The sequence below is a fragment of the Pseudomonas fluorescens genome, from assembly GCF_902497855.1.
Taxonomy (GTDB): Bacteria; Pseudomonadota; Gammaproteobacteria; order Pseudomonadales; family Pseudomonadaceae; genus Aquipseudomonas; species Aquipseudomonas fluorescens_BI.
Window position 1 is genome coordinate 686,008 of the sequence record NZ_CABVHU010000001.1, and the last position, 26,595, is coordinate 712,602.

20 protein-coding genes are annotated in these 26,595 nt (G+C 61.2%); 9 read left to right on the forward strand and 11 right to left on the reverse strand.

Annotation, left to right across the window (positions count from 1 at the left end; genetic code table 11):
• Positions 1–84: 84 nt before the first annotated feature.
• Positions 85–1,416 (reverse strand): amidohydrolase, encoded by a 1,332-nt coding sequence (locus tag F8N96_RS03160; RefSeq protein WP_150796521.1) that lies wholly within the window; start codon positions 1,414–1,416, stop codon positions 85–87.
• A gap of 177 nt (positions 1,417–1,593) precedes the next feature.
• Positions 1,594–3,333: a dipeptidase gene (locus tag F8N96_RS03165; protein ID WP_150796522.1), complete on the reverse strand. Its 1,740-nt coding sequence runs from the start codon at positions 3,331–3,333 to the stop codon at positions 1,594–1,596.
• A 237-nt stretch (positions 3,334–3,570) separates the two neighbouring features.
• Here F8N96_RS03165 and F8N96_RS03170 point away from each other — a divergent pair, with 237 nt between their 5' ends.
• From F8N96_RS03170 to F8N96_RS03185, 4 genes are all read left to right on the forward strand, one after another.
• Positions 3,571–4,668, forward strand: a complete 1,098-nt coding sequence (locus F8N96_RS03170) for a carboxynorspermidine decarboxylase (RefSeq protein WP_150796523.1) — start codon at positions 3,571–3,573, stop codon at positions 4,666–4,668.
• A gap of 26 nt (positions 4,669–4,694) precedes the next feature.
• On the forward strand, positions 4,695–5,933 hold the full coding sequence (locus tag F8N96_RS03175) for a saccharopine dehydrogenase family protein (protein ID WP_150796524.1): 1,239 nt from the start codon (positions 4,695–4,697) through the stop codon (positions 5,931–5,933).
• Between the two features lie 361 nt (positions 5,934–6,294).
• Positions 6,295–7,179 carry a manganese catalase family protein gene (locus tag F8N96_RS03180; protein ID WP_150796525.1) on the forward strand — a complete coding sequence of 295 codons (885 nt, stop codon included), beginning with the start codon at positions 6,295–6,297 and terminating at the stop codon, positions 7,177–7,179.
• A gap of 240 nt (positions 7,180–7,419) precedes the next feature.
• A complete protein-coding gene (locus F8N96_RS03185; RefSeq protein WP_150796526.1) occupies positions 7,420–8,349 on the forward strand; it encodes a ZIP family metal transporter in 930 nt (309 codons plus the stop codon).
• A gap of 383 nt (positions 8,350–8,732) precedes the next feature.
• Here F8N96_RS03185 and F8N96_RS03190 read toward each other — a convergent pair whose 3' ends face one another.
• Complete coding sequence (locus tag F8N96_RS03190; protein ID WP_150796527.1) at positions 8,733–9,668, reverse strand: DMT family transporter; 936 nt, start codon at positions 9,666–9,668, stop codon at positions 8,733–8,735.
• A gap of 99 nt (positions 9,669–9,767) precedes the next feature.
• On the opposite strand from F8N96_RS03190, the gene F8N96_RS03195 reads away from it, so the two are divergent.
• Positions 9,768–10,637 (forward strand): LysR family transcriptional regulator, encoded by an 870-nt coding sequence (locus F8N96_RS03195; RefSeq protein WP_150796528.1) that lies wholly within the window; start codon positions 9,768–9,770, stop codon positions 10,635–10,637.
• 102 nt (positions 10,638–10,739) lie between these two features.
• On the opposite strand, the gene F8N96_RS03200 is transcribed toward F8N96_RS03195, so the two are convergent.
• Positions 10,740–11,249, reverse strand: coding sequence for an Lrp/AsnC family transcriptional regulator (locus F8N96_RS03200; protein ID WP_150796529.1), 510 nt, complete (start codon positions 11,247–11,249; stop codon positions 10,740–10,742).
• Between the two features lie 197 nt (positions 11,250–11,446).
• Here F8N96_RS03200 and F8N96_RS03205 point away from each other — a divergent pair, with 197 nt between their 5' ends.
• The 4 genes from F8N96_RS03205 to treS all read left to right on the forward strand — a co-directional run bounded on the left by F8N96_RS03205 (position 11,447) and on the right by treS (position 18,277).
• Positions 11,447–12,463 carry a 1-aminocyclopropane-1-carboxylate deaminase gene (locus tag F8N96_RS03205; RefSeq protein WP_150796530.1) on the forward strand — a complete coding sequence of 339 codons (1,017 nt, stop codon included), beginning with the start codon at positions 11,447–11,449 and terminating at the stop codon, positions 12,461–12,463.
• Positions 12,464–12,546: 83 nt separating this feature from the next.
• Positions 12,547–13,011, forward strand: coding sequence for a transketolase (locus F8N96_RS03210; RefSeq protein ID WP_150796531.1), 465 nt, complete (start codon positions 12,547–12,549; stop codon positions 13,009–13,011).
• Between the two features lie 328 nt (positions 13,012–13,339).
• Positions 13,340–16,039 carry an alpha-ketoglutarate dehydrogenase gene (mdeB, locus tag F8N96_RS03220; RefSeq protein WP_150796533.1) on the forward strand — a complete coding sequence of 900 codons (2,700 nt, stop codon included), beginning with the start codon at positions 13,340–13,342 and terminating at the stop codon, positions 16,037–16,039.
• A 171-nt stretch (positions 16,040–16,210) separates the two neighbouring features.
• Entirely contained in the window at positions 16,211–18,277 is a 2,067-nt protein-coding gene (treS, locus tag F8N96_RS03225) for a maltose alpha-D-glucosyltransferase (protein WP_150796534.1), read from the forward strand.
• Between the two features lie 164 nt (positions 18,278–18,441).
• On the opposite strand, the gene F8N96_RS03230 is transcribed toward treS, so the two are convergent.
• The 7 genes from F8N96_RS03230 to F8N96_RS03260 form a co-directional block, all read right to left on the reverse strand.
• On the reverse strand, positions 18,442–19,749 hold the full coding sequence (locus F8N96_RS03230) for an OprD family porin (RefSeq protein WP_150796535.1): 1,308 nt from the start codon (positions 19,747–19,749) through the stop codon (positions 18,442–18,444).
• 166 nt (positions 19,750–19,915) lie between these two features.
• Positions 19,916–20,497 (reverse strand): PPC domain-containing DNA-binding protein, encoded by a 582-nt coding sequence (locus tag F8N96_RS03235; RefSeq protein ID WP_150796536.1) that lies wholly within the window; start codon positions 20,495–20,497, stop codon positions 19,916–19,918.
• Positions 20,498–20,627: 130 nt separating this feature from the next.
• A complete protein-coding gene (locus F8N96_RS03240) occupies positions 20,628–22,205 on the reverse strand; it encodes an aldehyde dehydrogenase (NADP(+)) (protein ID WP_150796537.1) in 1,578 nt (525 codons plus the stop codon).
• Positions 22,206–22,236: 31 nt separating this feature from the next.
• Positions 22,237–23,196, reverse strand: coding sequence for an amidohydrolase family protein (locus F8N96_RS03245; RefSeq protein ID WP_150796538.1), 960 nt, complete (start codon positions 23,194–23,196; stop codon positions 22,237–22,239).
• The gene (locus F8N96_RS03250) at positions 23,189–24,148 is read right to left on the reverse strand and encodes an amidohydrolase family protein (protein WP_150796539.1); all 960 of its coding nucleotides are present in this window, start codon (positions 24,146–24,148) and stop codon (positions 23,189–23,191) included. Before F8N96_RS03250 ends, F8N96_RS03245 begins: the two co-directional genes overlap by 8 nt.
• A gap of 15 nt (positions 24,149–24,163) precedes the next feature.
• Entirely contained in the window at positions 24,164–24,625 is a 462-nt protein-coding gene (locus F8N96_RS03255; protein WP_150796540.1) for a thioesterase family protein, read from the reverse strand.
• A 69-nt stretch (positions 24,626–24,694) separates the two neighbouring features.
• Entirely contained in the window at positions 24,695–26,593 is a 1,899-nt protein-coding gene (locus tag F8N96_RS03260) for a TRAP transporter large permease subunit (RefSeq protein WP_150796541.1), read from the reverse strand.
• Between the last annotated feature and the right edge of the window lie 2 nt (positions 26,594–26,595).

The following is a 26,595-nucleotide window of genomic DNA, read 5'->3' on the forward strand; positions in this document are numbered from 1 at the left end:
CTATCGGATCAGGCCTGATCAGCCTGATCCTGATGAGGGACGAAACCTGCGGATTGCCAGCAGACCTGAGGATACTTCAGGCCTTCAAGATTTTTCGCCCGCCCGCCCTGGATAGTTCAGCACAAACTGGACATGGGCCTTCACCCCTGTGGCCAGGGTCGCATCGTCCGCGGTGAAGTAGGGGCTGTGATTGTTCGGGACCTTTTGCATGTCCTGGTCTGCAGGCGTTGCCCCAAGGAACACGAACAGCCCCGGCACCTTTTCTGCGTAAAAGGAAAAGTCCTCGCTCGGTGACAGCGATGATTCCAGCCGCTCGACCTTGCCCGGCGCAGCCAGCTCCAGCGCGGGCACCATGGCTTCGGTCAACGCAGGGTTATTGGTGGTCACCGGGGCAATGTTCACCAGCAACAGGTTGGCCTTGGTCTCATAGGCACTGGCAATGCCGTTCACCAGCGGCGGCATCTTCTGCAGGATGGTGTCGCGGATCGAGGCGTTATTGGTGCGAATGGTGCCGGTCAGTTCGGCAGTCTCGGGAATGATATTGCTCGCCGAGCCGGCGTTGACCGTGCCGACACTGATGACGCCCATGCCCTTGGTCATGTCTATCCGCCGACTGACCAGGGTCTGCAGGCCGCCGATGATGTTCTCGCCGGCGATGATCGGGTCCACGCCGCTCCACGGCGCCGAGCCGTGGGTCTGCTGGCCTGTGAGGGTGATGCGGAAGGAGTCGTTGCTGTTGAGGACAGTCCCGGATTTGTAATACAGGTGGCCGGTCGGGTAACCGGCCATGACATGCACCCCGAATATGGCTTCGACCTTCGGCGAGTCCAGTGCCCCGTCGCGGATCATCGCCTGCGCGCCGATCACCGCGTCTGCCTGGAACTCATCCACGTCGGCGGCGCCTTCTTCAGCCGGCTGGAACAGAAAAACCACGGTTCCGGCAACCTCGTTGCGATGCTGCGCAAGCACCTTGGCCGCGCCCAGGAGCATCGCCGTGTGGGTGTCATGCCCACAGGCATGCATGACCGGCACCGTTTTGCCCCGGCGTACGCCGGTTGCCGTGCTGGCGAACGGCAAGCCGGTCATTTCCTTGACGGGGAGGGCATCCATGTCGGCGCGCAAGGCCACCACAGGGCCGGGTTTGCCACCCTTGAGTACGCCGACCACGCCCGTCTTGCCGATGTGGGTGCGCACCTCCAGTCCCAGTGCCTTGAGCTGCTGCGCCACCAGTTCCGAGGTTTTGACCTCCATATTTCCCAGCTCGGGGTTCTGGTGAATGGTATGGCGCAGCTCGATGACTTCTTGATTGACGGAGGCGACGGCCGGGTCGACCCAACTGAAATCGGAAGCCTGGCAGAGGGCTGCCGAAAAAGTACTCAAGAGAGCAATAGCGAAAGGCAGTGAGGGTGTGCGCATGGTTGTGACTATGCTCTTTGGGTATGAGATTGGTTGAAGGGAGTTTGCTATAGCTGGATTAGGTCGTCTAATAGCTAGCAAGTATTGAGTGATACTTACAAGGTATGCCCGGCGGCACGCCGGGAACACGTCTGTCAACGAGGTGGGACCCGCCAGAACAGCGGGTCCGAAAGGGGATCAGAGTTTCGGCAGCTGCCCGATGCGCCCCAGCATTTCGGTCACGATCTGCAGGTCCAGCAGGAACTGGTCGACGGTCTTGAACTCGTTGTCGGTGTGGCCGGTGTACTTGAGCTCGGGCCGGGCCAGGCCGAATTGCACGCCGTTGGGCAGTTCATGGACCGAGGTGGCGCCGGCCGAGGTGCCGAACTCGTGTTTCATGCCCAGGTTTTCGCTGGCCACGGCCAGCAGGGCCTTGACCCATTCACCCTCGGGGTTGCGGTACATCGGCTCGGCGATCGAGTAGTCGAAGGCCGGCGCAATACCGGACTTCTTGCTCCAGGCGTCCAGCTTGTCGGCGATTTCAGCCTTGAGCACTGCTGGCGACTTGCCCTTCGGCACCCGCAGGTTGATCGCGAGCTTGAAGGCTTTTTCATCCATCCCGACATAGGTCAGGGAGGCCGTCAGCGGTCCCATGAAGGCATCGGAAAAGCCCACGCCCAATTTGCTGCCGAGGTAATCCAGTCCCCAGTTGTCGGCGGCGTAGCGAGCGGCGTCGGTGATGTGGTTGTGCTTGAGCGCGACCTTGCCGTCGAGGCTGTTGATCAACTCCAGCATCCTGGCCACCGGGTTGACGCCGGATTCGGGTTCGGAGGAGTGGGCGGAAACGCCGGTGACCGTCAGCTGGACGTCCTTGCCGACCACCTTGGCAGTCACCTCGAAGTTGCCGTCATTGCGCCGGGCATAATCGGCACCGGCTTTCTGCAGGCTGGCGGCCAGTTCCGCGGCTTGGTCCGTCACGAGTGTGGCGACCGAAGTCGACGGAATCTGGTTGGTGGCCAGCCCGCCCGTCATTGAAGTGATTTCGGCGCCTTTGCCTTCGGCGGCACGCCGGGTAAAACTGGCCATGACGGTGCCGTAGCCTTTTTCGGCGATCACTACCGGGTAGCTGCCATCGAGTGCCAGGTTGTAGTTGGGCGTGGGGTTGCGTTCGAAGTAGTAGGGGATGGCGTCGCCGGTGGTTTCCTCTGTGGTGTCTACCAGCAGCTTGAAATTCCTCGCCAGCGGCAGCTTTTCTTCCTTGATCACCTTCATCGCATAGAGCGCCACGACGATGCCGTTCTTGTCATCCTCGGTGCCCCGACCATACATACGGTCGCCGATCAGGGTGACCTTGAACGGATCGAGGCGGGTACCATCTTTCAGGACCCAGTTTTCCGGGGTCACGGGCACCACATCGGCATGGGCGTGAATGCCCACGACTTCGTCGCCACTGCCCTCGAGGGCTATTTCATAGACGCGGTTATCGATGTTGCGAAAGTTCAGGTCGAAGGCCTGGGCAAGGCCCTTGAGTTTGTCGGCGATCTTGATGAATTCGGGGTTCTCGTGCTGGGCAACGCCGTCCACGCGGAAGGTCGGGATGGCGACCAGTTCGCGCAGGGTCTCGTTGGCCGCGTTGCCGTATTTCACCCGTGCATAAAGCCCCAGCAGGCGATGGATCTCGTTCTGCTGTTCAGGGGCAAGGGTCTTGTTGCCCAGGAAGGCACTGATGGCCGCGCCGAGGTCGGCGGTTTTAACAAGGTCGCTTTTGGCCAGGTCTCCCAGGAACTGCCTGAAATCCGTAACAGATGCGTTATCGAAGCGCTTGAGGATCGCCGCGCTCTGCTGCGGGGTGATGTTGGCGTACGCTGGCGTGGTGATCGACGAAAGGCCGGCCAGTATCAGGGTGGCTGCGGCCAGGTGCTTGAGTGAGTAATTCATTGCTGGGGCATTCCTTTGCAGGCTGGTGGTGGGAGTGTCTGATCGAAGTAACAGAACATTTCCAAAATTAACACCATTCGTCAGCCCGAGGGCACCCAGCGCTGCATTTTCGATTCAATCAGCCGGGTAGCAGCCACCCGACAATCGGCAAACTGCGCATTCTGCTCTTTCGATATGGAATAAGTGAAGGCACAATGCGCATCCTTTTTTGGCTGGCCTTGCCGGAGGCGCCTCGAAATGATCAAAACGCCGTATTACCTCATCGATAAACAGAAGCTGCTGGCGAACATGCAGAAGATCGCCTACGTGCGCGAACAGTCCGGGGCCAAGGCCCTGCTGGCGCTCAAGTGCTTCGCCACCTGGTCGGTGTTCGACCTGATGCAGCAGTACATGGACGGCACCACGTCGTCGTCGCTTTACGAACTCAAGCTCGGTCGACAGAAGTTCGCCGGCGAGACCCACGCCTACAGCGTGGCCTGGGCCGACGACGAGATCGAGGAGATGCTCGAGAACTGCGACAAGATCATCTTCAACTCCATCGGTCAGCTGCAGCGCTACACCGAAGCTTCAGCGGGCAAGGTCCGCGGCCTGCGGGTGAATCCGCAGGTGAGCAGCTCGGATTACCTGCTGGCCGACCCGGCGCGCCCGTTCAGCCGCCTGGGCGAATGGGACCCGGTGAAGATCGAACAGGTCATCGGGCAGATCTCCGGTTTCATGTTCCACAACAACTGCGAGAACGGCGACTTCGGCCTGTTCGACCAGATGCTGTGCACCATCGAAGAACGCTTCGGTGATCTGCTGCACAAGGTCGAGTGGGTCAGCCTCGGTGGCGGCATTCACTTCACCGGTGAAGGCTATGCGCTGGACGAATTCTGCGCGCGCCTCAAGGCCTTCTCGCAGAAGTACGGCGTGCAGGTCTACCTGGAACCGGGCGAAGCCGCCATCACCCAGAGTGCGTCGCTGGAAGTCAGCGTGCTCGACACCCTCTACAACGGCAAGCACCTGGCGGTCGTGGACAGCTCCATCGAAGCGCACATGCTCGACCTGCTGATCTACCGCCTGAACGCCAAGCTGGCACCCAGCGACGGCGAGCACACCTACATGGTGTGCGGCAAATCCTGCCTGGCCGGGGACATTTTCGGCGAGTATCAATTTGCTCGGCCGCTGGCCATCGGCGATCGACTGTCGTTCGTCGACGCAGCGGGTTACACCATGGTCAAGAAGAACTGGTTCAATGGCTTGAAAATGCCGTCCATCGTAGTGAAACAACTCGACGGTAGTATCGAGGTGGTTCGCGAATTTGGTTACAACGACTACATGTCCAGCCTTTCGTAAGCTGGCGCAGAGGAGAGTTAGATAAATTGAAGAAGAACGTACTTATCATTGGTGCAGGAGGTGTCGCCAAGGTGGTGGCCCACAAGTGCGCGCAGCACAACGATGAACTCGGTCGTATTGCTATCGCGTCGCGCAACATCTCCAAATGCCAGGCCATCATCGACAGCGTCAAGGCCAAGGGCAGCCTCAAAGTGCCCGCTGAAATCACGGCCTTTGCGCTGGACGCCATGGATGTCGAGGCAACCAAGGCGCTGATCCGCGAGACCGGCTCGCAGATCGTCATCAACGTCGGCTCCAGCTTCCTCAACATGTCGGTGCTGCGTGCCTGCATCGATACCGGCGTGGCCTACCTGGACACCGCCATCCACGAAGAACCGGGCAAAATCTGCGAGACGCCGCCCTGGTACGGCAACTACGAGTGGAACCACCTCGAGGAATGCAAAGCGAAGAACATCACCGCCATTCTCGGCGTGGGCTTCGACCCGGGTGTGGTCAATGCCTATGCGGCCCTGGCCCAACAACAGTATTTCGACCGCATTGATTCGATCGACATTCTCGACGTCAATGCCGGTTCCCATGGCAAGTATTTCGCCACCAATTTCGACCCGGAAATCAACTTCCGTGAGTTCACCGGACAGGTGTGGAGCTGGCAGGACAGCCAGTGGACCAGCAACACCATGTTCGAAGTCAAGCGCACCGACGACCTGCCGGTGGTTGGAGAGCAGAACCTGTACCTGACCGGTCACGACGAGGTGCACTCGCTGTCGAAGAACCTCGACGTGCCCAACGTGCGTTTCTGGATGAGCTTCGGCGAGCACTACATCAATGTGTTCACCGTTCTGCGCAACCTCGGCCTGTTGTCCGAGCAACCGGTCACGACCGCCGAAGGCCTGGAAGTGGTGCCGCTGAAAGTGGTCAAGGCCGTGCTGCCTGACCCGAGCTCGCTGGCGCCGGGCTATACCGGCAAGACCTGCATCGGCGATCTGGTCAAGGGCACCAAGGATGGCCAGCCGCGCGAGGTGTTCATCTACAACGTGGCCGATCATGAAGAGGCCTACGCCGAAACCGACAGCCAGGGCATTTCCTATACCGCTGGCGTGCCACCCGTGGCAGCAGCCCTGCTGGTCGCCCGCGGCGAGTGGGACGTGCAGCGCATGGCCAACGTCGAAGAGCTGCCGGCCGAGCCGTTCCTCAAGGCGCTGGACGTGATGGGCCTGCCGACCCGCATCAAGGACGAGCATGGCGATCGTCCCCTGGAGCTGTAACGCCTGACACTCCCCCCGATACAAGGTGCGCCAGGGCAGGTGCACCTTGCTGTTTCGTTCAACTCCCCCCTGCAAGAACTTCTGTTTTGCTGAGCCTCTGCCACCCTCCCGGATCTACTCGTGGCACGGGTTGACCTTGCGCGATATAGATATCGCCGGGTCGCTGGAAGTTTGTATTTACAGGGCATGCCGCCGACGACTGGCGGGATTTCCAAGCATCGGCAGCTGTTCAATACCGCCTGTCGCGACTCAAAAATCTTTTTAAAATTTTCAATCGGGCAAGTGCTTCAGATGACTGTGGGCGGCGCATTCGGTCGATACCGGGTGAGTAGCGACGCCTTTAGACCTGAGGAGATTTGTCATGTTTCTACATAACAAACGACTGCAATACACCGTGCGCGTCGCCCAACCCAACCCTGGATTGGCCAACCTGCTGCTCGAGCAATTCGGCGGGGCACAAGGCGAGCTGGCAGCGGCGTCCAGATATTTCACCCAGGCGCTGGCCGAAGACGATCCGGGAAGAAAGGATCTGCTGATGGACATTGCCACCGAAGAACTCAGCCACCTCGAGATCGTCGGGTCGATCATCGTGATGCTCAACAAGGGCGCCAAAGGCCAGATGGCCGAAGGCGTGGAAGAGGAGGGCGAGCTGTATCGCGCAATCAACGGAGCCGGTAACGACTCGCACATCACCAGCCTGTTGTACGGCGCCGGTGCGCCCCTCACCAACTCCGCCGGCGTGCCGTGGTCGGCCGCCTATGTCGACACCATCGGCGAGCCCACGGCAGACATGCGCTCGAACATCGCTGCCGAGGCGCGGGCGAAAATCGTCTACGAGCGCTTGATGAATGTCACCGATGATCCCGGCGTGAAGGAAGCCCTGGGGTTTCTCATGACGCGCGAGATCGCCCACCAGCTGTCCTTTGAAAAAGCCCTGCACTCGATCCAGCCGAACTTCCCGCAGGGCAAACTGCCCGGCATGCCGGAGTTCACCAACGTCTACTTCAACATGTCCCAGGGTGAGGAGAGCACGCGCGGCCCGTGGAACCAGGGTGAGGATTGGGAGTACGTGGAAGAACCGATGCCAGCGGTGGATGGCGGCGATGGCACCGCCAGTGTTGAGTTGAGTGCCGAGGACGATGCGCTGCTGATGGACATGAAAGCGCGCACGATGTCTGACCCCGACAGCGATCCGCTGACGGGCGCTGACCTGGGCGCCGGTGTCCAGTTAAAGCAGGAAGCATGACGATGTTCACCGCACGCTGTTGAGGCGTGCGGTGACTTTCTGTGACTAAGATGACTACGGGGTGAATGACATGGCTTCGAATTTCAATAGAGGATCCGGGAACAACTCCCTGGACCTATCCGGTTTGTTCAGCGCCACGGCGAAGGCGTTCGAACGGGACGCACAGCGCATATCAAGGCAGTTGCTGCCGATGACTTCAGGGGCAGGCCGCAAGCGGGCGAACAGTCGATAGGAGGTTGTATGGCAGATCCAGTGTCGTCTGGTCCAAGTGCATCACGCTCATGGCTTGAACTGGCTCGCAGCAGCGGTTGGCAGGGCGCGTGCTTCTGGTTGACCCTGACCATCGTCACTTTCCTGTTGCTGTTCAGCGGCTACAGCGCGCTGATCGGGGCAGACCCGAACGTACTGCATTACGCGATGCTGGGAGGTACTGCCGGTTTCGCAGCGACAGCCCTGGGCGCCGTGATGGCCCTGGTGCTGCGTGAAGTGGCGGTACGCACCCAGGACATGATGCTCGGCTTTGCCGCCGGGATGATGCTGGCCGCCAGTTCCTTTTCGCTGATCCTGCCCGGCATCGACGCGGCGCAGTCCATCACGGGCAACCAGATGGCGGCTGCCGCCGTCGTGGTGTTCGGGATGGGCTTGGGTGCCGCGCTGATGGTCGGGCTGGATCGCTTCGTGCCCCATGAACACCAGAAAAGCGGAAGGCGAGGGCCCGAAGTGCAACGGATCAACCGGGTCTGGCTGTTCGTCCTCGCCATCACCCTGCACAACCTGCCCGAAGGCATGGCCATCGGCGTCAGCTTCGCCGACGGTGACATGACTGTGGGGCTGCCACTGACCACCGCAATCGCACTGCAGGACATCCCTGAAGGCCTTGCCATCGCCCTGGCGTTGCGGGTAACCGGCATCTCGGCACTGCGTGCGGCTATGGTGGCGATCGGTTCCGGCCTGATGGAACCCCTGGGCGCGGTGATCGGCCTCGGGGTGTCTTCCGGGTTTGCCTTGGGGTATCCGATCGCCCTGGGGCTCGCGGCGGGTGCGATGATCTTCGTGGTCTCCCATGAAGTGATTCCCGAAACGCACCGCAACGGGCATGAAACGCCTGCCACGTTGGGGCTGATGTTGGGGTTTGGGGTGATGATGTTTCTGGATACGGCGTTGGGTTAGCGGCTCGGACAGCTATACGCGGATGTAGCCCGGCCAGTCGTAATGCAGACTCAGTCAGCTAAGAGATAGAACGAGTGATGAATACCTGTGGCGAGGGAGTTTGCTCCCGCTGGACCGCGAAGCGGTCCCAAAAAAGGTTCTTTACGCAATCGCGGGAATCACAGATAACGCAATACCTGTAGGAGCCGGCTTGCTGGCGATGGACTCAGGTGCGCCGCGTTTAACCAGATCGCACGCGTTATCGTTAACGATTATCGCCAGCAAGCCGGCTCCTACAAGGGACCGTGCCCAAGCTGGAAAATGAAGTGGCCTCCAAAAGAGTGAACGCCCGCCAAAAAAGGACTGCTGCGCAGCCCAGCGGGAGCAAGCTCCCTCGCCACAGGCTACTGATCGCCTTGGGGCTGGCAATCGGCGCGATGATTTTCGTGGGCTCCCCCATGGCTCATCCCCAACAATGGCAACCCCAAAAGCGTCAGTCCCACGCCCACCAATGCACTGCTGGCCAACGGATCGCCGAACTGCAGCCATGCCCAGGTCATGGTCACCGGCGGGGTCAGGAACAGTGCGCCACTGATGCGCTGGATGCTGAACCGCTGCAGGCACAGCCAGTAAAAACCGTAGCCACCCAGCGTCGCAAAGACCACCAGCCACACCACGCCCACTGCAAAGCCTGTACTCACCGGCGGCGTTATTTCACCTTCAAGGCCCGCCAGCACGGCAAACACCGGGATCACCGCACAGACCTGAATGAACAGCGCAGTCAGGGCGGACATCGACGCCCCGGGCAGTGCTTTCTGATACAGCGTAGCCGCCGCCAGGGACAGGACTGCCAGCAGTGGCAAGCTATACACCCACAGATCAGTGGCGTCCCATTCGACACTGGCAGCGCTGGCCACCAGCATGCCGCTCAGGCACAGCGCCAAGCCCAGCCACTGCCAACCGCGGGTGCGCTGCCCGGGCACGCTACCGGCCAACACCACAATCGTCAGTGGCAACAGATTGGCGATCAGTGACGCCGTGCCTGGCGCTACACCCAGCTGAATGGCGGCGGCGATCGGTCCGATATAGCCACCGATGGCGAACAGCCCCAGCAGCCCTTGATGCACCAGGTCGCGGCCGCGCAAGGCACGCAAACCGGTCCAGGCGAAGGGCAGCAACACAACGGCCGCCAGGATGAAGCGCCATAGCGTGGCCAGGTAGACGCTGCCCTGATCGGCCACATACCGGTAGCCAATGAAACCGGAGCTCCAGCTGACGACCATGGCCAACAGCAACAAGCCGCTGGCCATCAGCGATAAGCGGGTGTGGATGACGTTCATCGAATGGCACCTGACAGTGGGCTGGTTTCGATGGTATGAATGAAGCGGTGATGCAATCAAACGATACGATCAGCACCATTGATGCAGGATTTCTCAAGCATGGCCGAGACTATCGATATTGAACTGCTGCGCACCTTCCATGCCATCGTGCGCTTTGGGCAATTCCTGGCGGCCTCGAGTTTTTTGAATAAAAGCCCGTCGGCGGTCAGTCTGCATGTGCGACGCCTGGAAGCCCTGGCCGGGGGACGCTTGCTGGAGCGTGACAACCAGACTGTCAACCTGACTCCGCTGGGCCGTCGTTTCGCCCTGCAAAGCGCCGAGCTCCTGCTGCTGCACGACCGGATGCTCGCCAGCTTCAGCCCGCCGGTGGCCAGTGGCCGGGTCAGGCTGGGCATTTCCGAGGAGTACGCAGGTGCTGTACTGGGTTGTACGCTGCCGCACCTGAGCGCGGATTTTCCTTACATTGAACTGGAGGTCGAAACCGGTTCCAGCGGGCGCTTGAACACCCGCCTGCAGCGCGGGCAACTGGATCTGGCGCTGCTGGTGGAGCCGGTTGAGGTGACTGCGCCCGATGCGCGCTGCATCAAGACCCTGGGCATCACCCAACCCGTCTGGGTCGCCGCCCACGACTACCGGCTGGACCTCGCCAGGCCGATACCCCTTGCTTTGCACGGCAAGGGCTGCCCGTATCGAAGTGTGGCAGTCGACGCGCTTACCCGACTGGGCCGGCGCTGGCGGGTGGTCATCATGAGCGCCGGGGTTACCGCACTGGAAACCGCCATCGAGGCCGGACTGGCCGTCGGCATCGTCGACCGCGCTCAAGTGCGGCCGGGCATGCGCGTTTTGACAACGGCAGACGGGTTGCCAGAACTGCCGGTGCATGAACTGCGACTGATGCTTGCCCCGGGGACATTGAGTGAAGCGGGGGAGGTGCTGGTGGGGTTGATCGGGCACGGCTTCCAGCTCTGACGCGCTTTTATGCGCACGCAAAAATCCAGATTCGCCATGGCATCCCTGTGGGAGCGGCGGTGCGGCGATCCGACTTGCCCGCGATGGAGGTGTGGCAGGTCATCAAATGGGTATATGCGGCGTCGACAGGACCTGACGCAACCCCATGAACGAGCGGATCTGCCGAACCCCGGGCAGGTACAGCAACTGCTCGGCATGCAGCCGGTTGAAGCTATGGCTGTCCTTGGTGCGCAGTAACATGAAGTAGTCGAACTCTCCCGTCACGACGTGGCATTCCATGCAGCCGGAGACCTTTTGCGCGGCCGCCTCGAAAGCGGCGAAGGATTCCGGTGTGGAGCGGTCCAGCACCACGCCGATCAAGACCACCATTCCCGCATCCAGCGCTTCATTGTCCAACAACGCGACGATGCCCTTGATCAGGCCGACCTGCTTGAGTCGTTCGACGCGCCTGAGACAAGCCGGTGCACTCAGTTTTACCTTCTCTGCGAGCGCCACGTTGGAGATGGAGGCGTCTCGCTGCAGGGTCTTGAGAATGGCGCGGTCGGTTCGATCAAGCGGCTGCGGCTGCTGAGCCGTTTCGCCAGACTTCTTGTGATTATTTGTTGCGTTCATATTGATTACTACGCAATGGAAGTATGTTTAACGGTGTTGTTGATAAATAATGTTTCTTTAACTGTTGAAAACTTGCAACACATATTTTTTGAATTCTTCTTAATATTGAATCCATCGAAGCGCCGCTGAAAGAGCCTGGGATGCAGCTTTTGCCTTTTGGTCTGGCGCTTGGATATCCAATAACAAGGAGCACAGTCATGAACCTGAATCGTTTTAAACGTTATCCGTTGACCTTCGGTCCATCGCCCATCACCCCTCTGAAACGCCTCAGCGAACACCTGGGCGGCAAGGTCGAGCTGTATGCCAAGCGTGAAGACTGCAACAGTGGCCTGGCCTTCGGCGGGAACAAAACACGCAAGCTCGAATACCTGATTCCCGAAGCGATCGAGCAAGGCTGCGATACCCTGGTTTCCATCGGTGGCATCCAGTCGAACCAGACTCGCCAGGTCGCCGCCGTTGCCGCTCACCTGGGCATGAAGTGTGTGCTGGTGCAGGAAAACTGGGTGAACTACTCCGACGCCGTGTATGACCGGGTAGGCAATATCGAGATGTCGCGCATCATGGGGGCGGATGTTCGACTGGACGCCGCGGGGTTCGACATCGGCATTCGACCTAGCTGGGAGAAGGCCATGAGCGACGTCGTGGAGCGGGGCGGCAAGCCGTTCCCGATCCCTGCGGGGTGTTCCGAGCACCCTTACGGCGGCCTCGGGTTCGTCGGTTTTGCCGAGGAAGTACGGGAGCAGGAACAACAACTTGGGTTCAAGTTCGACTACATCGTGGTTTGCTCCGTGACCGGCAGTACCCAGGCCGGCATGGTGGTCGGGTTCGCCGCAGACGGCCGCTCGAAGAACGTCATCGGTATCGATGCCTCGGCCAAACCGGAGCAGACCCGGGCACAGATTCTGCGCATTGCCCGACACACCGCGGAACTGGTGGACCTGGGTCGCGAGATCACCGAAGAAGATGTGGTGCTCGATACCCGCTTTGCCTACCCGGAATATGGTTTGCCCAACGACGGCACGCTGGAAGCGATCCGCTTGTGCGGTCGCCTGGAAGGGGTGCTGACGGACCCGGTGTATGAGGGCAAATCCATGCACGGCATGATTGAAATGGTGCGTCGCGGCGAATTTCCCGACGGTTCAAAAGTGCTTTATGCGCACCTGGGGGGCGTGCCTGCGCTGAATGCCTACAGCTTCCTGTTCCGTAACGGCTGAGCATCAGTCGCAAGGTGAATTAACTGTGGGGCCGGGCTGACTGACATCAGGATCGGACCGTTCAATCCGCCGGGAGTACCGCCATGCATGCGATATCGCAGTCCGCAGTCTGGGTCAAGGAACCTTCGGCGGATGCCGGGGTTGTCATCGTTACCAGTGCCGCGCTGCCCAAATACATCATCGACAAGCTGCACGTGGCAATCGATGACTGGGACCAGGTGGCTTATCTGGTGGTCGAGCACTCCACCGAGTTAATGCTCGACTGGTTGCGTGTCGGGTCCAATTCTTTGGAAACGCCTCCAGGCCCCCCGTGTGATGCCACCCAATTGCTGCGTTGTGTGTCCAAAAGCTGCTTTTTACTGGATATCGAAGTGAGCCCGATCCCTGGCCTTACCTGGCTGGGATCGGTCTGCGGCCACAAGCTGCGCGTCGTCGAACTGGGAACAGTAGCGTCATCCAACGCGGCAATGGATCAACAGGTGGAAGCGATTTTATCGGTGATCCGGACCCTGGCAAAAAGCGTGCTTCATGAGCGCTGCGTCATCTAGCGAAGTCCATGTCTGCTCAATCAACTACTCAAACAAGAAAGGCAAAGCCTATGAGCCAAACTGCCGCCGGTCGTAATAAAGTCATGAAGTGGATGCGTGAGCCTTCGAGTTGTACACGAATTGTTGTCATCGCGTCTGGACTGGATAGCGATCATATTGACTTGATCCATCAGGGCTTCAGCTGCTTTGACAATATTGCACTTATCCAGGTTGATACGTCGAATACAGGGTCCTGCGTCCTGGACGCGGTAGAACAGGTCAAAAGCCTCGCCCGAGCGAGCCATTCGCGCCACCTTGAAGTGTTACCCGACACCTGCAGGAGTTGCCCATGAACCCGTCCGATACCCACGCCCAATTGTCGGGCCAGACTGCCGAAGACGCACAGGAAATTGCCGAGTGGCGTGAGGCTTTGCTATCGGTCATTACCCACGGCGGTACGGCCCAGGCAAAACAGATCCTCGACATGCTGGTGGCCGTGGCCAGCGCTGCAGACATTGGCTGGCGGCCCAGCCATGGCACTCCATACATCAATACCATCAGCGTTGACCGGCAACCGGTGTTCCCGGGGGACCTGGCCATCGAAGAGCGCCTGGCATCGATCATGCGCTGGAATGCCCTGGCGATGGTGGCCAGGGCCAATCACGCCTATGGCGAACTGGGCGGACACATCGCCAGCTATGCAAGCGCCGCAGACCTGTTTGAAGTCGGCTTCAACCACTTCTTCAAGGCCCGGACCGAAACGTCTGGCGGCGATCTGGTGTTCTACCAGCCGCACTCGGCACCAGGCGTCTATGCCCGGGCCTTTCTCGAGGGACGCCTGCAGGAACAGGATCTTCACCACTATCGACAAGAGATCGGCGCGCGCATCAATGGCGCCCGGGGGTTGTCGAGTTATCCGCACCCCTGGTTGATGCCGGACTTCTGGCAGTTCCCGACCGGCTCCATGGGCATCGGTCCGATCAGCTCGATCTACCAGGCGCGCTTCATGCGATACCTGGAGCACCGCGGCCTGCAAGACACCCGTGGGCGCACCGTCTGGGGGGTGTTTGGCGACGGTGAAATGGATGAGCCGGAAAGCATGTCGGCACTGACCCTGGCGGCGCGTGAAGGGCTGGATAATCTGGTCTGGGTGATCAACTGCAACCTTCAGCGCCTGGACGGTCCGGTCCGGGGCAACGGGCGCATCATCGATGAGCTGGAGGCGCTGTTCGGCGGTGCGGGCTGGAATGTGATCAAACTGGTCTGGGGCTCCGACTGGGACGGACTGTTTGCCCGGGATAAAGACGGCGCGCTGGTCCGGGCATTGTCCAGCACTGTCGATGGTCAGTTTCAAACATTCGCGGCCAAGGACGGGCGCTTCAATCGCGATTATTTCTTCGGCCAGAACGAGGCGTTGGCGCATTTGGCCCAAGGCCTGAGCGACGAGCAGATCGACCGCCTCAAGCGCGGCGGGCACGACATGGTCAAGATCTATGCCGCGTATCAAAGCGCAATGCTTGAGGGCAACAAGCCCACGGTGATCCTGGCGCAAACCAAGAAAGGCTTCGGCATGGGGGACGCCGGGCAAGGCAGGATGACCGTCCACCAGCAGAAAAAACTCGATCACGAGGCATTGCTCGCGTTCCGCAACCGTTTCAACCTGCCGTTGACCGATGAGCAGGCGATCTCGTTGAGTTTTTTCAAACCCGAGCAAGACAGTTCCGAAATGCGCTACCTGCATGAACGCCGCCGTGCACTGGGCGGGTACATGCCTTCGCGGCCTGCCACCTCAGCGTCATTGGCTGTGCCCGATGTACACGGCTACGCCGGGTTTGCCATCGCCGCCGAAGGCAAGGAAATGTCCACCACCATGGCCTTCGTGCGAATGCTCAGCGGTTTGCTGCGGGACAAGCAACTGGGGCCGCGAATCGTGCCAATTGTGGCGGATGAGGCGCGCACATTCGGCATGGCCAGCCTGTTCAAGCAGATCGGTATCTATTCCAGCGTCGGGCAGCGCTATGAACCGGAGGACATCGGTTCGATCCTCAGTTATCGCGAAGCACTGGATGGCCAGATTCTCGAAGAGGGCATCAGCGAGGCCGGTGCCATCAGTTCCTGGGTGTCCGCCGCGACCAGCTATTCGGTGCATGGCCTGCCGATGCTGCCGTTCTACATCTACTACTCGATGTTCGGCTTCCAGCGCATCGGCGATCTGATCTGGGCGGCGGCGGACCAACGAGCCCGCGGCTTTCTGCTTGGCGCCACTGCGGGACGCACGACGCTGGGTGGCGAAGGGCTGCAGCACCAGGACGGCAACAGTCATTTGATGGCTTCGATGGTGCCCAACTGCCGCGCCTACGATCCCGCGTTCGCCGGCGAGTTTGCGGTGATTCTGGATCACGGCATGCGCCAGATGCTGGAGCGTCAGGTCGACGAGTTTTATTACGTCACCTTGATGAACGAAAACTACCCGCAGCCCAACCTCCCGGAAGGTGTCGAACAGGCGATCATCAAGGGCATGTACCTGTTTGCCCGGCATGAGGTCGAGGATGCACGCGGCACCGTCCGGCTGTTGGGTTCCGGCACCATCTTGCGCGAAGTGATTGCCGCCGCCGAGGTGCTGGCCAGCGATTGGGAAATCGACAGCCAGGTCTGGAGCGTTACCAGCTTCACCGAGTTGGCCCGTGATGCCCGTGAAGTGGAACGCTGGAATCGTCTGCATCCTGGACAGCCCGCGCACTGCAGCCATGTACAGGCGTCGCTTGAAGGGGCGGCGCCGATCATTGCCTGCACCGACTACGTTCGCGCCTTGCCGCAGTTGATCTCGAGTTATCTCGAGGCCCCTTGCACCGTACTCGGCACCGACGGTTTTGGCCGCAGCGATACCCGCAACCAACTGCGCAGGTTCTTCGAAGTGGACCGCCATCAGATCGTCTTGAGTGCGCTGACTTCACTGGTACACGAGGGACGCCTCGACGTCAGCGTCTGTGCCGAGGCCATTGCGCGGTATGCCATTGACGTTGATGCAGTGGCACCTTGGGACGCTTGAAAGCCGGACTTCTGGCCGGTCGCCCCGCGTCGCCCGGCATAACCGCGCGGATATCACTCCCCGGCGATGCAACGAATACCACACCAGGGCCTCATATGAAGACGAGCGGAGCCATTGGTACCGATGCAATGGCCGATTGCGGTTTCACCCCGACAATAGGTAATTGTTTATATGACGGCTGCTGAAAAGACCCAAGTGACCTGGTTGGTCGAGCAATCCATGCTACATGCCGCAAGGCAGCGGGCCCGGCTTTACTCCGGGCAAGGTCGATTGTGGCAACAGCCCTATGCCCATACGCGGCCCCGGGATGCTTCCGCCCTGGCGTCAGTGTGGTTCACCGCGTACCCGGCTTCCATCATCACCCGGGAAGAGGGTACCGTGCTTGAAGCGCTCGGCGACGAAACCTTGTGGCACGCGCTGTCGAAAATCGGCATCCAGGGTATTCACAATGGCCCGCTGAAACGCTCTGGTGGCCTGAGAAACGGCGAATTCACCCCGACGATCGACGGCAATTTCGACCGGATCAGCTTCGACATCGACCCACAACTGGGCACCGACGCCCAACTTCACGCGCTGACCCGCATGGCCGCCGCACACAACGCAGTGATCATCGATGACGTCATCCCCTCGCATACCGGCAAAGGTGCGGATTTTCGCCTGGCCGAGATGGCGTATGAGGACTATCCGGGGCTCTACCACATGGTGGAAATCCGCGAAGAGGACTGGCCGCTGCTGCCGGAAATCGCCGAGGGGCGCGATGCGCAGAACCTCACTCCGCCGCAGGTGGACGTGCTGCGGGACAAGCATTACATCGTCGGCCAGTTGCAGCGGGTGATCTTCTTCGAACCGGGAGTCAAGGAAACCGACTGGAGCGCGACATCGGTGGTGATGGGCGTCGATGGCAAGCCGCGGCGCTGGGTCTACCTGCATTACTTCAAGGAGGGGCAACCGTCGTTGAACTGGCTGGACCCGACCTTCGCCGCGCAGCAGATGATCATCGGCGACGCGTTGCACGCGATCGATGTCATGGGCGCGAAGATCCTGCGCCTGGACGCCAACGGCTTCCTCGGCGTCGAACGCAAGCTGGATGGCACCGCCTGGTCCGAAAGCCACCCGCTTTCGATCACCGGCAACCAGTTGCTGGGCGGCGCGATTCGCAAGGCTGGCGGCTTCAGTTTCCAGGAATTGAACCTGACGGTCGACGACATCGCCTCCATGTCCCACGGTGGGGCCGACCTCTCGTATGACTTCATCACCCGACCGGCCTACCAGCATGCGTTGCTGATGGGCGACACCGAATTTTTGCGCCTGATGCTGCGTCAGATGCACAACCTCGGCATCGATCCGGGCTCGTTGATCCATGCCTTGCAGAACCATGACGAACTGACCCTGGAACTGGTGCATTTCTGGACCCTGCACGCCCACGACACCTTCCTCTATCAGGGCCAGACCTTTCCCGGCAACATCTTGCGCGAGCACATCCGCGAGCAGATGTACGAACGCCTGGCCGGAGAGCATGCCCCCTATAACCTGAAATTCGTCACCAACGGCGTGTCCTGCACCACCGCCAGCATCATCACCGCGGCGCTCGGCATTCGCGACCTCGATGCGATCACCCCGGCGGATATCCAGCAGATCCGCCAGGTCCATCTGCTGCTGGTGATGTACAACGCCATGCAGCCCGGCGTGTTCGCCCTGTCGGGCTGGGATTTGGTGGGTGCGTTGCCGTTGCCGGCGGAGCAGGTCGCCGATTTGATGCTCGACGGCGATACCCGCTGGATTCATCGCGGAGCCTACGACCTGGTCGATCTGAATCCCGATGCACCGCTGTCGGCGGGCCAGATGCCGCGGGCGAAAACCTTGTACGGCAGCCTGAGCAGTCAATTGGACGACCCGGATTCGTTCGCCTCGCAGCTGCAGAAGATTCTCGCGGCGCGCCGCGCCTATGACATCGCCGCCAGCCGCCAGATCCTGGTGCCGGACGTCGAGCATCCGGGGTTGCTGGTCATGGTCCATGAATTGCCGGCCGGCAAAGGTACGCAAATCACCGCGCTGAACTTCGGCTCGACACCGATCACCGAAACCCTGCACCTGCCCAATATTGCCCCCGGGCCGGTGGTCGACATCATCAATGAACGGGTGGAAGGCGATCTCACCCCGGAGGGCGATTTCACCATCACCCTGGATGCCTATGAAGGACTGGCGCTGCGGGTGGTCAGTAGTTCGCCGATGATCTAGGGCTGCATGCCCTGAATAAAAAGATCGAAGTTCAAATGTAGGAGCTGGCTTGCCAGCGAAGAGGCCGGTACATCCAGCATCGATGTCGCCTGTCACGCCGCCTTCGCTGGCAAGCCAGCTCCTACAGGGGATCGGGGCCGTACACAAATACTGTGCCCGCGGGGTCAGAGCAGCGGCAGGCTGTAGCTGACAAACAACCGGTTCTGATCCTGATCCCGGGACGCTTCACTGTTGGTCTCGCCGTTACGCCAGCCGACGCCGACGCCCTTGAGCGCGCCGGACTGAATCGTGTAGTCCAGGCTGATATCCCGTTCCCATTCCTTCTGGTCGTCCCCCGAGGCCGTCTTGATATGGTCGCCGCTCAAGTACATGACCGAGGCTTTGAGGCCGGGCATGCCGAGGGCGGCGAAGTCGTAGGCGTACTGGCCGAAGGCGGTGCGTTCGCCCGCGCGGGTGAAGGTCTGGATCAGGCGATCGGTATACAGGTACAGACTGGCGCCACCGGCGCCCTTGTCGGGCAGGTTGCCCTGGCTGAGCTGGGTGAAGTTGCTGCCGCTGGAAACGCTTTGGTAGCCTGCGGTAAGGCCGTGGCCACCCAGGGTGTACACCAGCGCGGCACTCCAGGTGCGGTTGTCGATCTCGCCGTCATTGTCTTCTGTGTAACCACTGATTCGATAACCTGAGGTCCCCGAACCGTTGGCCCCGGAAGAATCGGTCTTGAAGTAGCGCAGGTCGGTTTTCAGGGATTGACCGTCGCCGATGGCCAGGGTGTGGATCAGGCCGACAAACTGCTGGGTGTAGTAGTTGTCGAGGTTGGCATAGTAATACTGGGCGGTCAGGTCCCTGGTGACTTTCCAGTCGCCACCGGCGAAGTCGAATGCGTTGCTCTCACGGGTGCCACCGGTGGCGGCCAACCCGGTCCGGTCGCTTGAACCCCGTCCCGTGGCATGTTCGATTCGACCTCCGACGAGGGTCAGGTCCTTGAACTCGCCCGAAGTGATCTGGCCACCTTCGAAGGTCTGCGGCAGCAGGCGGCCGTCGTTGGAGACCAGGATCGGCAGCTTCGGCATCAGCGTGCCCAGGCGCAGTTCGCTGTTCGACACCTTGACCTTGCCGGTCAGTCCCAGTCGGCTCCACTGGTCGACCGCGCTGTTGTCGCTGTCGGAAGGAATCATCGAGCTGCCGACGTGCCGCCCCATGCCGCTGTCCAGGGTAACGCCCATCAACCCCAGGGCGTCGACGCCAACACCGATGGTGCCGTCGGTATAACCCGACTTGTAGTCGAGCATGAAACCCTGGGCCCACTCTTCGGTTTTCGAAGGCGCGGCCGTGCCGTCGCGGTTGTCGTTATTGAAGTAGAAGTTGCGCATCCCCAAAGTAGCTTTGCTGTCACTCAGGAAGTCCGCGTGGGCCTGGCTGCCGAGTGCAATAGCGCCCAGTGCAACCGTTAGCGCCGTTTTCTTGTTGCTCATGTATATCGCCCCTTTTTTTGTAGTTTGAAGTTGGGAGCGGACGAGTCCGCGCATGCTATCGGTCAGATGCAAGGTTCAATGGATGTCAGGGTTGCTCCCGCCATGGCGGGTGTCGGCAAAGTGCGCTGCCTGCGGGAGCGATGTTGTTGAGTCGCAGGGTCTTGGGTTAAATACTCAGCACATTGGCGCCGATGCACGGGTCGATCCCGCGCTCCAGGCGACGCGGGTGGACGATCAGGGTGATCTCCATCGAGCCGGTGGTAACCTCGAAGTCGAGTATGTGGCCGCCATAGGCCTGGAAGCTGGCGTCGCCGGCAACACCGTGCATGTGGATCGACGGCTGGTCGTTCTTCCAGGCCACGGAGCCGGTAATGCTGGCCATTTCAACGTTGCTGAAAGTCTTGGCGTCGAAGTCCTTTTTGTCCTTGTTCCAGAACCCGAACTTGACGTTGCCAAAGCCGATGCCGCTGATGGAGGCGCTCGGGATCTTTTCGGCGATGGCCAGCTTGCTCAGTTCCTTGAAGGCGTTGTCGCCCATACGCAGGACCATGAGATAACCGGTAGGAGTCTTGGTGTAGCGAGGTGTCGCTTCGGTTGCACATTGCATCGGCGCGGTGGTCGCTGTCGTCGCGGTGGTCGGGGTTTCGGCAATGGCCAGTTGAGTGTTCGCCGTGTTGAACATCACGGCGGCAGTCACGGCCAACATCAATTTGCAAAAGCGCTGTTTCGGCTGAAGTTGAACTTGCATGGGGCTTCCTCTGTTTTTGTTGTTGTGGATACTGCGGTTTTTCTGGACGAGAGCGTCCGTCACCTGTTTTTCAACAGGTGTCAGAGTGGTGGTTAACAAGGGGTGTCAGTTGATGTCGTGGCTGGGTGAGTTACAGCGCGTCGCGGCTGCTGACCCCATTAATCAAGCGCGCAATACCCAGCGGATTGCTGTTCCTCAACGCGTCCGGCAACAAGCTGTCGGGACAATTCTGGTAACACACCGGACGCAGGAAGCGATCGATCGCCAGCGTCCCCACCGACGTACCGCGTGCATCCGAAGTCGCCGGGTACGGTCCACCGTGGACCATGGCATCGCAGACCTCGACCCCGGTGGGGTAACCGTTGAACAGCACGCGTCCGACTTTCTGTTCCAGCAGGGCCAGAACGCCGCCCAAGGTGTCGATTTCGGCATCTTCGACGATCAGGGTGGCGGTCAATTGACCGCGCAAACCGTTCAACGCCTCGAGCAACCCGGCCTGGTCGGCGACTTCGACCACGATGGTGGTCGGGCCAAAGACTTCTTCCTGCAGTAACTCATCGCCCTCGATCAACAGTCTGGCGTCGGCCTTGAACACTTGTGGCCGCGCTTGGTTGCCCTGTTGCTCGGCGCCCGCCAGGTGGGTGATGCCGGGGTGGGCGCGAAGGTTGTCCAGGCCGTGGCAATAGCTTTTCAACGCGCCGGCGTTGAGCATCGTTTGCGCCGGTTGCTCGCCCATCAGCCCGGTAAAACGTTCGAGGAATGCGCAGAACTCCGGCGAGCGAATGCCCAGCACCAGACCAGGGTTGGTGCAGAACTGCCCCGCGCCCAACACCACGGAAGCGGCCAGGTCGCTGGCGATTTTCTCACCCCGGACTTTCAGCGCCTGGGGCATCAGCACCACCGGGTTGATGCTGCTCATCTCGGCGAACACCGGGATCGGTTGCGGGCGCGCCGCCGCCATGTCACACAACGCACGCCCGCCGCGCAACGAGCCGGTGAAGCCCACCGCCTGGATCGACGGGTGTTTGACCAGGGCCTCGCCGACGCTGCCGTAGAGCATGTTGAACACGCCATCAGGCATGCCGGTCTTGCGCGCCGCGCGAGTGATCGCATCGGCGACGTAATCGGCGGTGGCCATATGACCGCTATGGGCCTTGAACACTACCGGGCATCCGGCGGCGAGGGCCGAGGCGGTGTCCCCGCCGGCAGTGGAGAAGGCCAGCGGGAAATTGCTGGCGCCGAACACGGCGACAGGACCGAGCCCGGTGCGGTACTGACGCAGGTCCGGCCGGGGCAGTGGTTGGCGGTCCGGTAAAGCACGGTCGATGCGCGCGCCATAAAAATCGCCGCGGCGCAGCATCGTGGCGAACAGGCGCATCTGCCCGCTGGTGCGGGCCCGCTCGCCCTGGATGCGGCCGACGGGCAGGGCGGTTTCCCGGCACACCAGGGCAATGAACGAATCGTCCAGCGCCTCGAGCTCGGTGGCGATGGCGTCGAGGAACCCGGCGCGGCGTTCGGCCGAAAGATTGCGAAAGACCGGGAAGGCCGAGGCCGCTGCTTCGGCGGCCGCATTCACTTCGTTGGCTGTCGCCTGATGGAATTGATACGGCAGGGCTTCACCCGTGCTGGCATCGTAGCTCTGCAAGGTGTTCGAGCCTTGTGCCGAACGAGTGCCTGCGATGTAGTTGTGGCCTGAAACTTCAAACATGGGACCTCCTGAAGGGCTGTAAAAATCGGAATCAAGTGAGTCGATAAATTCGTCGGGCGTTGTCATGAAACAGGGCAAGCCGATCGGCGAGGGAACGGACGCGGACGATGGTCTTGAAGCCGTCGAGCACTTCGCCGAGGCTGTTTACCACTCCGTCGACCGGGTAATTGCTGGCAAAGGCACAGCGACTGACGTCGAAAATCGAGATGGCATCGTTGACCACCACGCGGTTCGACTCCACGGGCCATGCCTTGCCGGGAATGCAGATGCCGGAAATCTTCAGCGCGACGTTCGGCTCCCGGGCGAGCAACGCGAGGTTGTCGCGCCAGCCGGCCAGACCTTGCTCCGAACGATCCGCCGGCAACGCCGTGTGATTGACCACGATGGTCACCTCGGGAAAGTCCCTGGCCAGTTCGGCGGCTTCCGGCAGATGCCACCAGGGCGCCTGCAATTCGAAGTGCAGGCCGTTTTCCGCCAGTCGGGCGTAACCCTCGCGCCACCGGGGATCGCGCATGGAGCCTGGCGCCGCGAAATCTTCACGCCATGCCTCACGGCTGGTCACCACGGGTTTGTGGCGTACGCCGCGCACCAATGGGTGATCGCCGTAAAGGCGAAGCAGATCCGCCGAGTCGTCACGATCGAGCCAGACCTGCGCCACCATTGCGGCCAGGGTGGGTTCGTCCTTGGCCAATGACTCGACAAAACGAACCTCATCAAAGGGCGTCGCAGGGTCCCATTCACCCTCGATGACCACCGTCTGCACGATGCGATGGTTTCCCGCCAGCCGCCGATAGTCTTCAGGCAGAAAGTTACGGCAGATCGACGAGTAATCGCCATAACGAAAGGGCCGCAACGGGCGATCGTTCAGCCACGGGTAGTAATGCTTCTCGATGTCGAAATAGTGTTGGTGCGCGTCGACGATCGGCAAGTCCGCGTCTTCGCCGCTGGCCAGGAAACGCGCGCGCCAGTCGAAGGGGGAGACGTCATTCATGGGATTGCTCCAGACGATAAAAGCGCCGGGCATTACCGGCAAACACCGCTTCCTGTACCGCCCGACCCAGGGGCGCGAGCATCGCCGACATGCCATCGGCAATCGTGTCGTAGGAGGCGCGCAAACCGGCAACCGGGAAGTTGCTGGCAAACATGCAGCGCTCGGGCCCGAAGATCTCCAGCGCCGTCAGGACCACCACCCGGTTGTCGTCGTAGTTCCAGGGCGAATCTTTCAGGCCGAACTCCGACAGCTTGATCTGCACGTTGGGCTGCAAGGCCAGTGCTTCCAGGCCTTTGCGCCAGCGCGCCATGCCTTGCGGGCTGCGATCCCAGGCGAACCCGGTGTGGTTCAGGGCGATCTGGATCCGCGGGAACATCGCCGCCACTTCAGCCGCCTCGACCAGGTGCCAGGGCGGTACGCGCAGGTCCCACGACAGGCCGTGTTCAGCCAGCCGCGAAAAGCCCTCCAGCCATTTCGGGTCCTGCATGGTTCCCTTGGCGCCGGCAATCGACACGTCCGGCGACGCCGAAGTGACCGGCTTCGAACGTATGCCTTTGACCAATGGCCGGGCCGCCTGGGCCGCGAGAATCTCGGCGCTGTCTTCGCGGTCGAACCAGGCATGGGCGACGATGGCGTTCGGAAAGCCATAACGTGCGTGCACCTGTTCCAGCCAGCGGGTCTCGGCGACCTGCTCGTCGCGGGCGCGCTCGGCCTCGACGTGCACCGTGCCCACCAGGCGTTGTTTCTCGGTGAGGGCGAGGAAGTGTTCCGGCAGGAAATCACGGCACAGGCTGTGATAGTCACCGAGAAAGAATTGCTCGTGATACTCGTCCTGCAGCCAGGGGTAGCGACCGTTGCCCAGGTCCCACAGGTGATGGTGGGCGTCGACAATCGGCAATGCATCCTCGGCTGCCAGGTTCGGCAGGCCGTTGCGTTCATGCAGGGTGATCATGGGCTCGTCCCTTGCTCAGCGCGACGCGGCGAATTGGGAAGGGCTGAGCACGCCGTCTTCGACTTCGCCGGCGGCCGCCGCTTCGGCCTTGGCCTGCACGCGGCTGCGCAGTTTGGCCACGTTCACCACCACCCGGGTGTGGGCGGCGGTCGCCACCAGCTCGACGTCATCGCGCACTTCGACATTGAAGGTCACGCTGCGACCCTCGACCCGGGTGACCGTGGCGACGATGCTCACCGACATGCCCAACAGCGTGGCGCCGACATGCCGGATATCGACTGCCGCACCGACGGTGTTCTCCCCCTCGTCGAGAAAGGTGAGCAGGTAGTCCAGGCAGGTTTGTTCGATGTCGTTCACCAGGCGTGGCGTGGCATAGATGCGCAAGTCCTCACCCAGGAACGAGATAGTGCGTTGCTTGTCGACGATCAGGTGGCGTTCGGTGGCGGCAATACCGGCTTCCAGCGTGGAAAAATTCATGGGCAACCTCGTGGTTGAAAGTGCCGACAGTCGCAACGGCGACCGTCGGCCGGGATGGCAAAGGATGATTTATTTAGTGGGCAGGAAACCGATGGAGATCCATGGCACGGCGATCAGCACGCCCAGGGCGACGACCAGTGCCCCGAGGTACGGCCAGACCCGGCGCATGGCGCCGCTGGGGTCGACTTTGGCGATGGCGCAGGCGGCGTAGAAGCCCACGCCAAAGGGCGGGGCGAACAGGCCCAGGCCCATGGCGAAGATCGCGACCATGGCGTAATGCACGTCGTGGATGCCCATGGCCTTGGCAATCGGGAACAGCAGCGGCCCGAACAGCACGATGGCCGGGATGCCTTCCAGAAAACTGCCCAGCAGGATGAACGCCACGGCGGAAATGATCAGGAAACCCAGCGCACCCCCCGGCACCGTCGACATCACTTGCGCCAGTTGATGGGAGAAGCCCGACTGGGTCAGGGCCCAGGCCATGGCGGTCGCGCTGCCGATGATGATCAGGATCGCGCCGGACAATGACGCGGTGCTGACCAGGATCGGATACAGGCGGCGCCAGTCGAAGCAGCGGTAGCACAGCAGGCCTACGATAAAGGTGTAGGCGACGCCGATGGCAGCGACTTCGGTAGCGGTGGCGACGCCTTCGACCACCGCGGTGCGGATCACGAACGGCAGCGCCAGGGCTGGCACCGCGACCAGCAGCGAGTGCACGATCTCCTTGCCCGAAGCGCGTTTGCCGGTAGAGGCCTCGCCTTTGCGGTTCTTCCACCAGATCACCGCCGCCATGGCGATCGCGCCCACCACCGCCGGCATGAAGCCACCGGTGAACAGAGCAGAGATCGACACGCCGGTCACCGAGCCGATGGTGATCAACACCAGGCTTGGCGGAATGGTTTCCGACATCGCCCCGGAAGCGTTAAGCATCGCCACCAGTTCGTTTTCATCCTCGCCACGCTTCTTCATCTCCGGAAACAGCGCCGGGGCGATGGCGGCCATGTCGGCAGCCTTCGAGCCGGAAATACCGGAAATCAGGTAGATGGCACCGATGAGCACGTAGGACAGGCCGCCACGCACATGGCCGATCAACGAACACAGGAAACTGATCATCGCCCGGGCCATGCCCATGGCCTCGATCAATGCGCCCAAGAATACAAACAGCGGGATTGCCAGCAGGATCAGACTGGCCATGCCTTCGTCCATCCGGCCCACCACCAGGCTCAGGGGCGTGCCGGTCATGGTCGACAGGTACGCCACGGTGGCCAGGCCGAACGCGACCATGATCGGCACGCCGATGATGATCATCGCCATCACGCCGATCATGAAGAAGATCACCAGGTTCCAGTTGCCCATCAGCAGCAGCGGGCCTTCCGCCACCCACAGCAATCCGCCGAGGGAGGCGAGCATCGCCACCGACACCGAGAAGTCGATCAACCGCGCACTGGTCAGCAGGCGGGCGACACAGGTCATCAGCATCAGGCTCAGGCCGACGGCGATGGCGGATACGCGAAAGGCGTTGGGGATTTCCAGGGCGGCGGTGGTGATGATCCATTCGTCGCTGACGTACTCCCAGGCCGGGGTGAACAGCAACCCGATGAAGGTGATCACGATCACGGCGCCGAGGGTGTCGACGAAGGCGCGTTTTTCCACGGGCAGCCGTGCGATGAACGAGGTGAGGCGCATGTGCTCGCCCCGGCGCATCGCCACTACCGAGCCGAGCATCGCCAGCCAGAGGAACAGCAGCGAGGCCAGTTCGTCGCCCCAGACGATCGGCTGGTTGAGCACGTAGCGCGAGAACACGTTGCAGAACAGCAACACGACTTCGACCACCACCAGCAACGCTGCGCTGCCTTCGGTCAACCAGCGCAGGCCGGTGTCGAGCGCGCGACCGAGACGAAAGGTGGCGGCGCGTGGGCTGAGTCCTTCAGCGGGAGAAACATCCGTCATTGGCAGTTCGTTTTTCATGA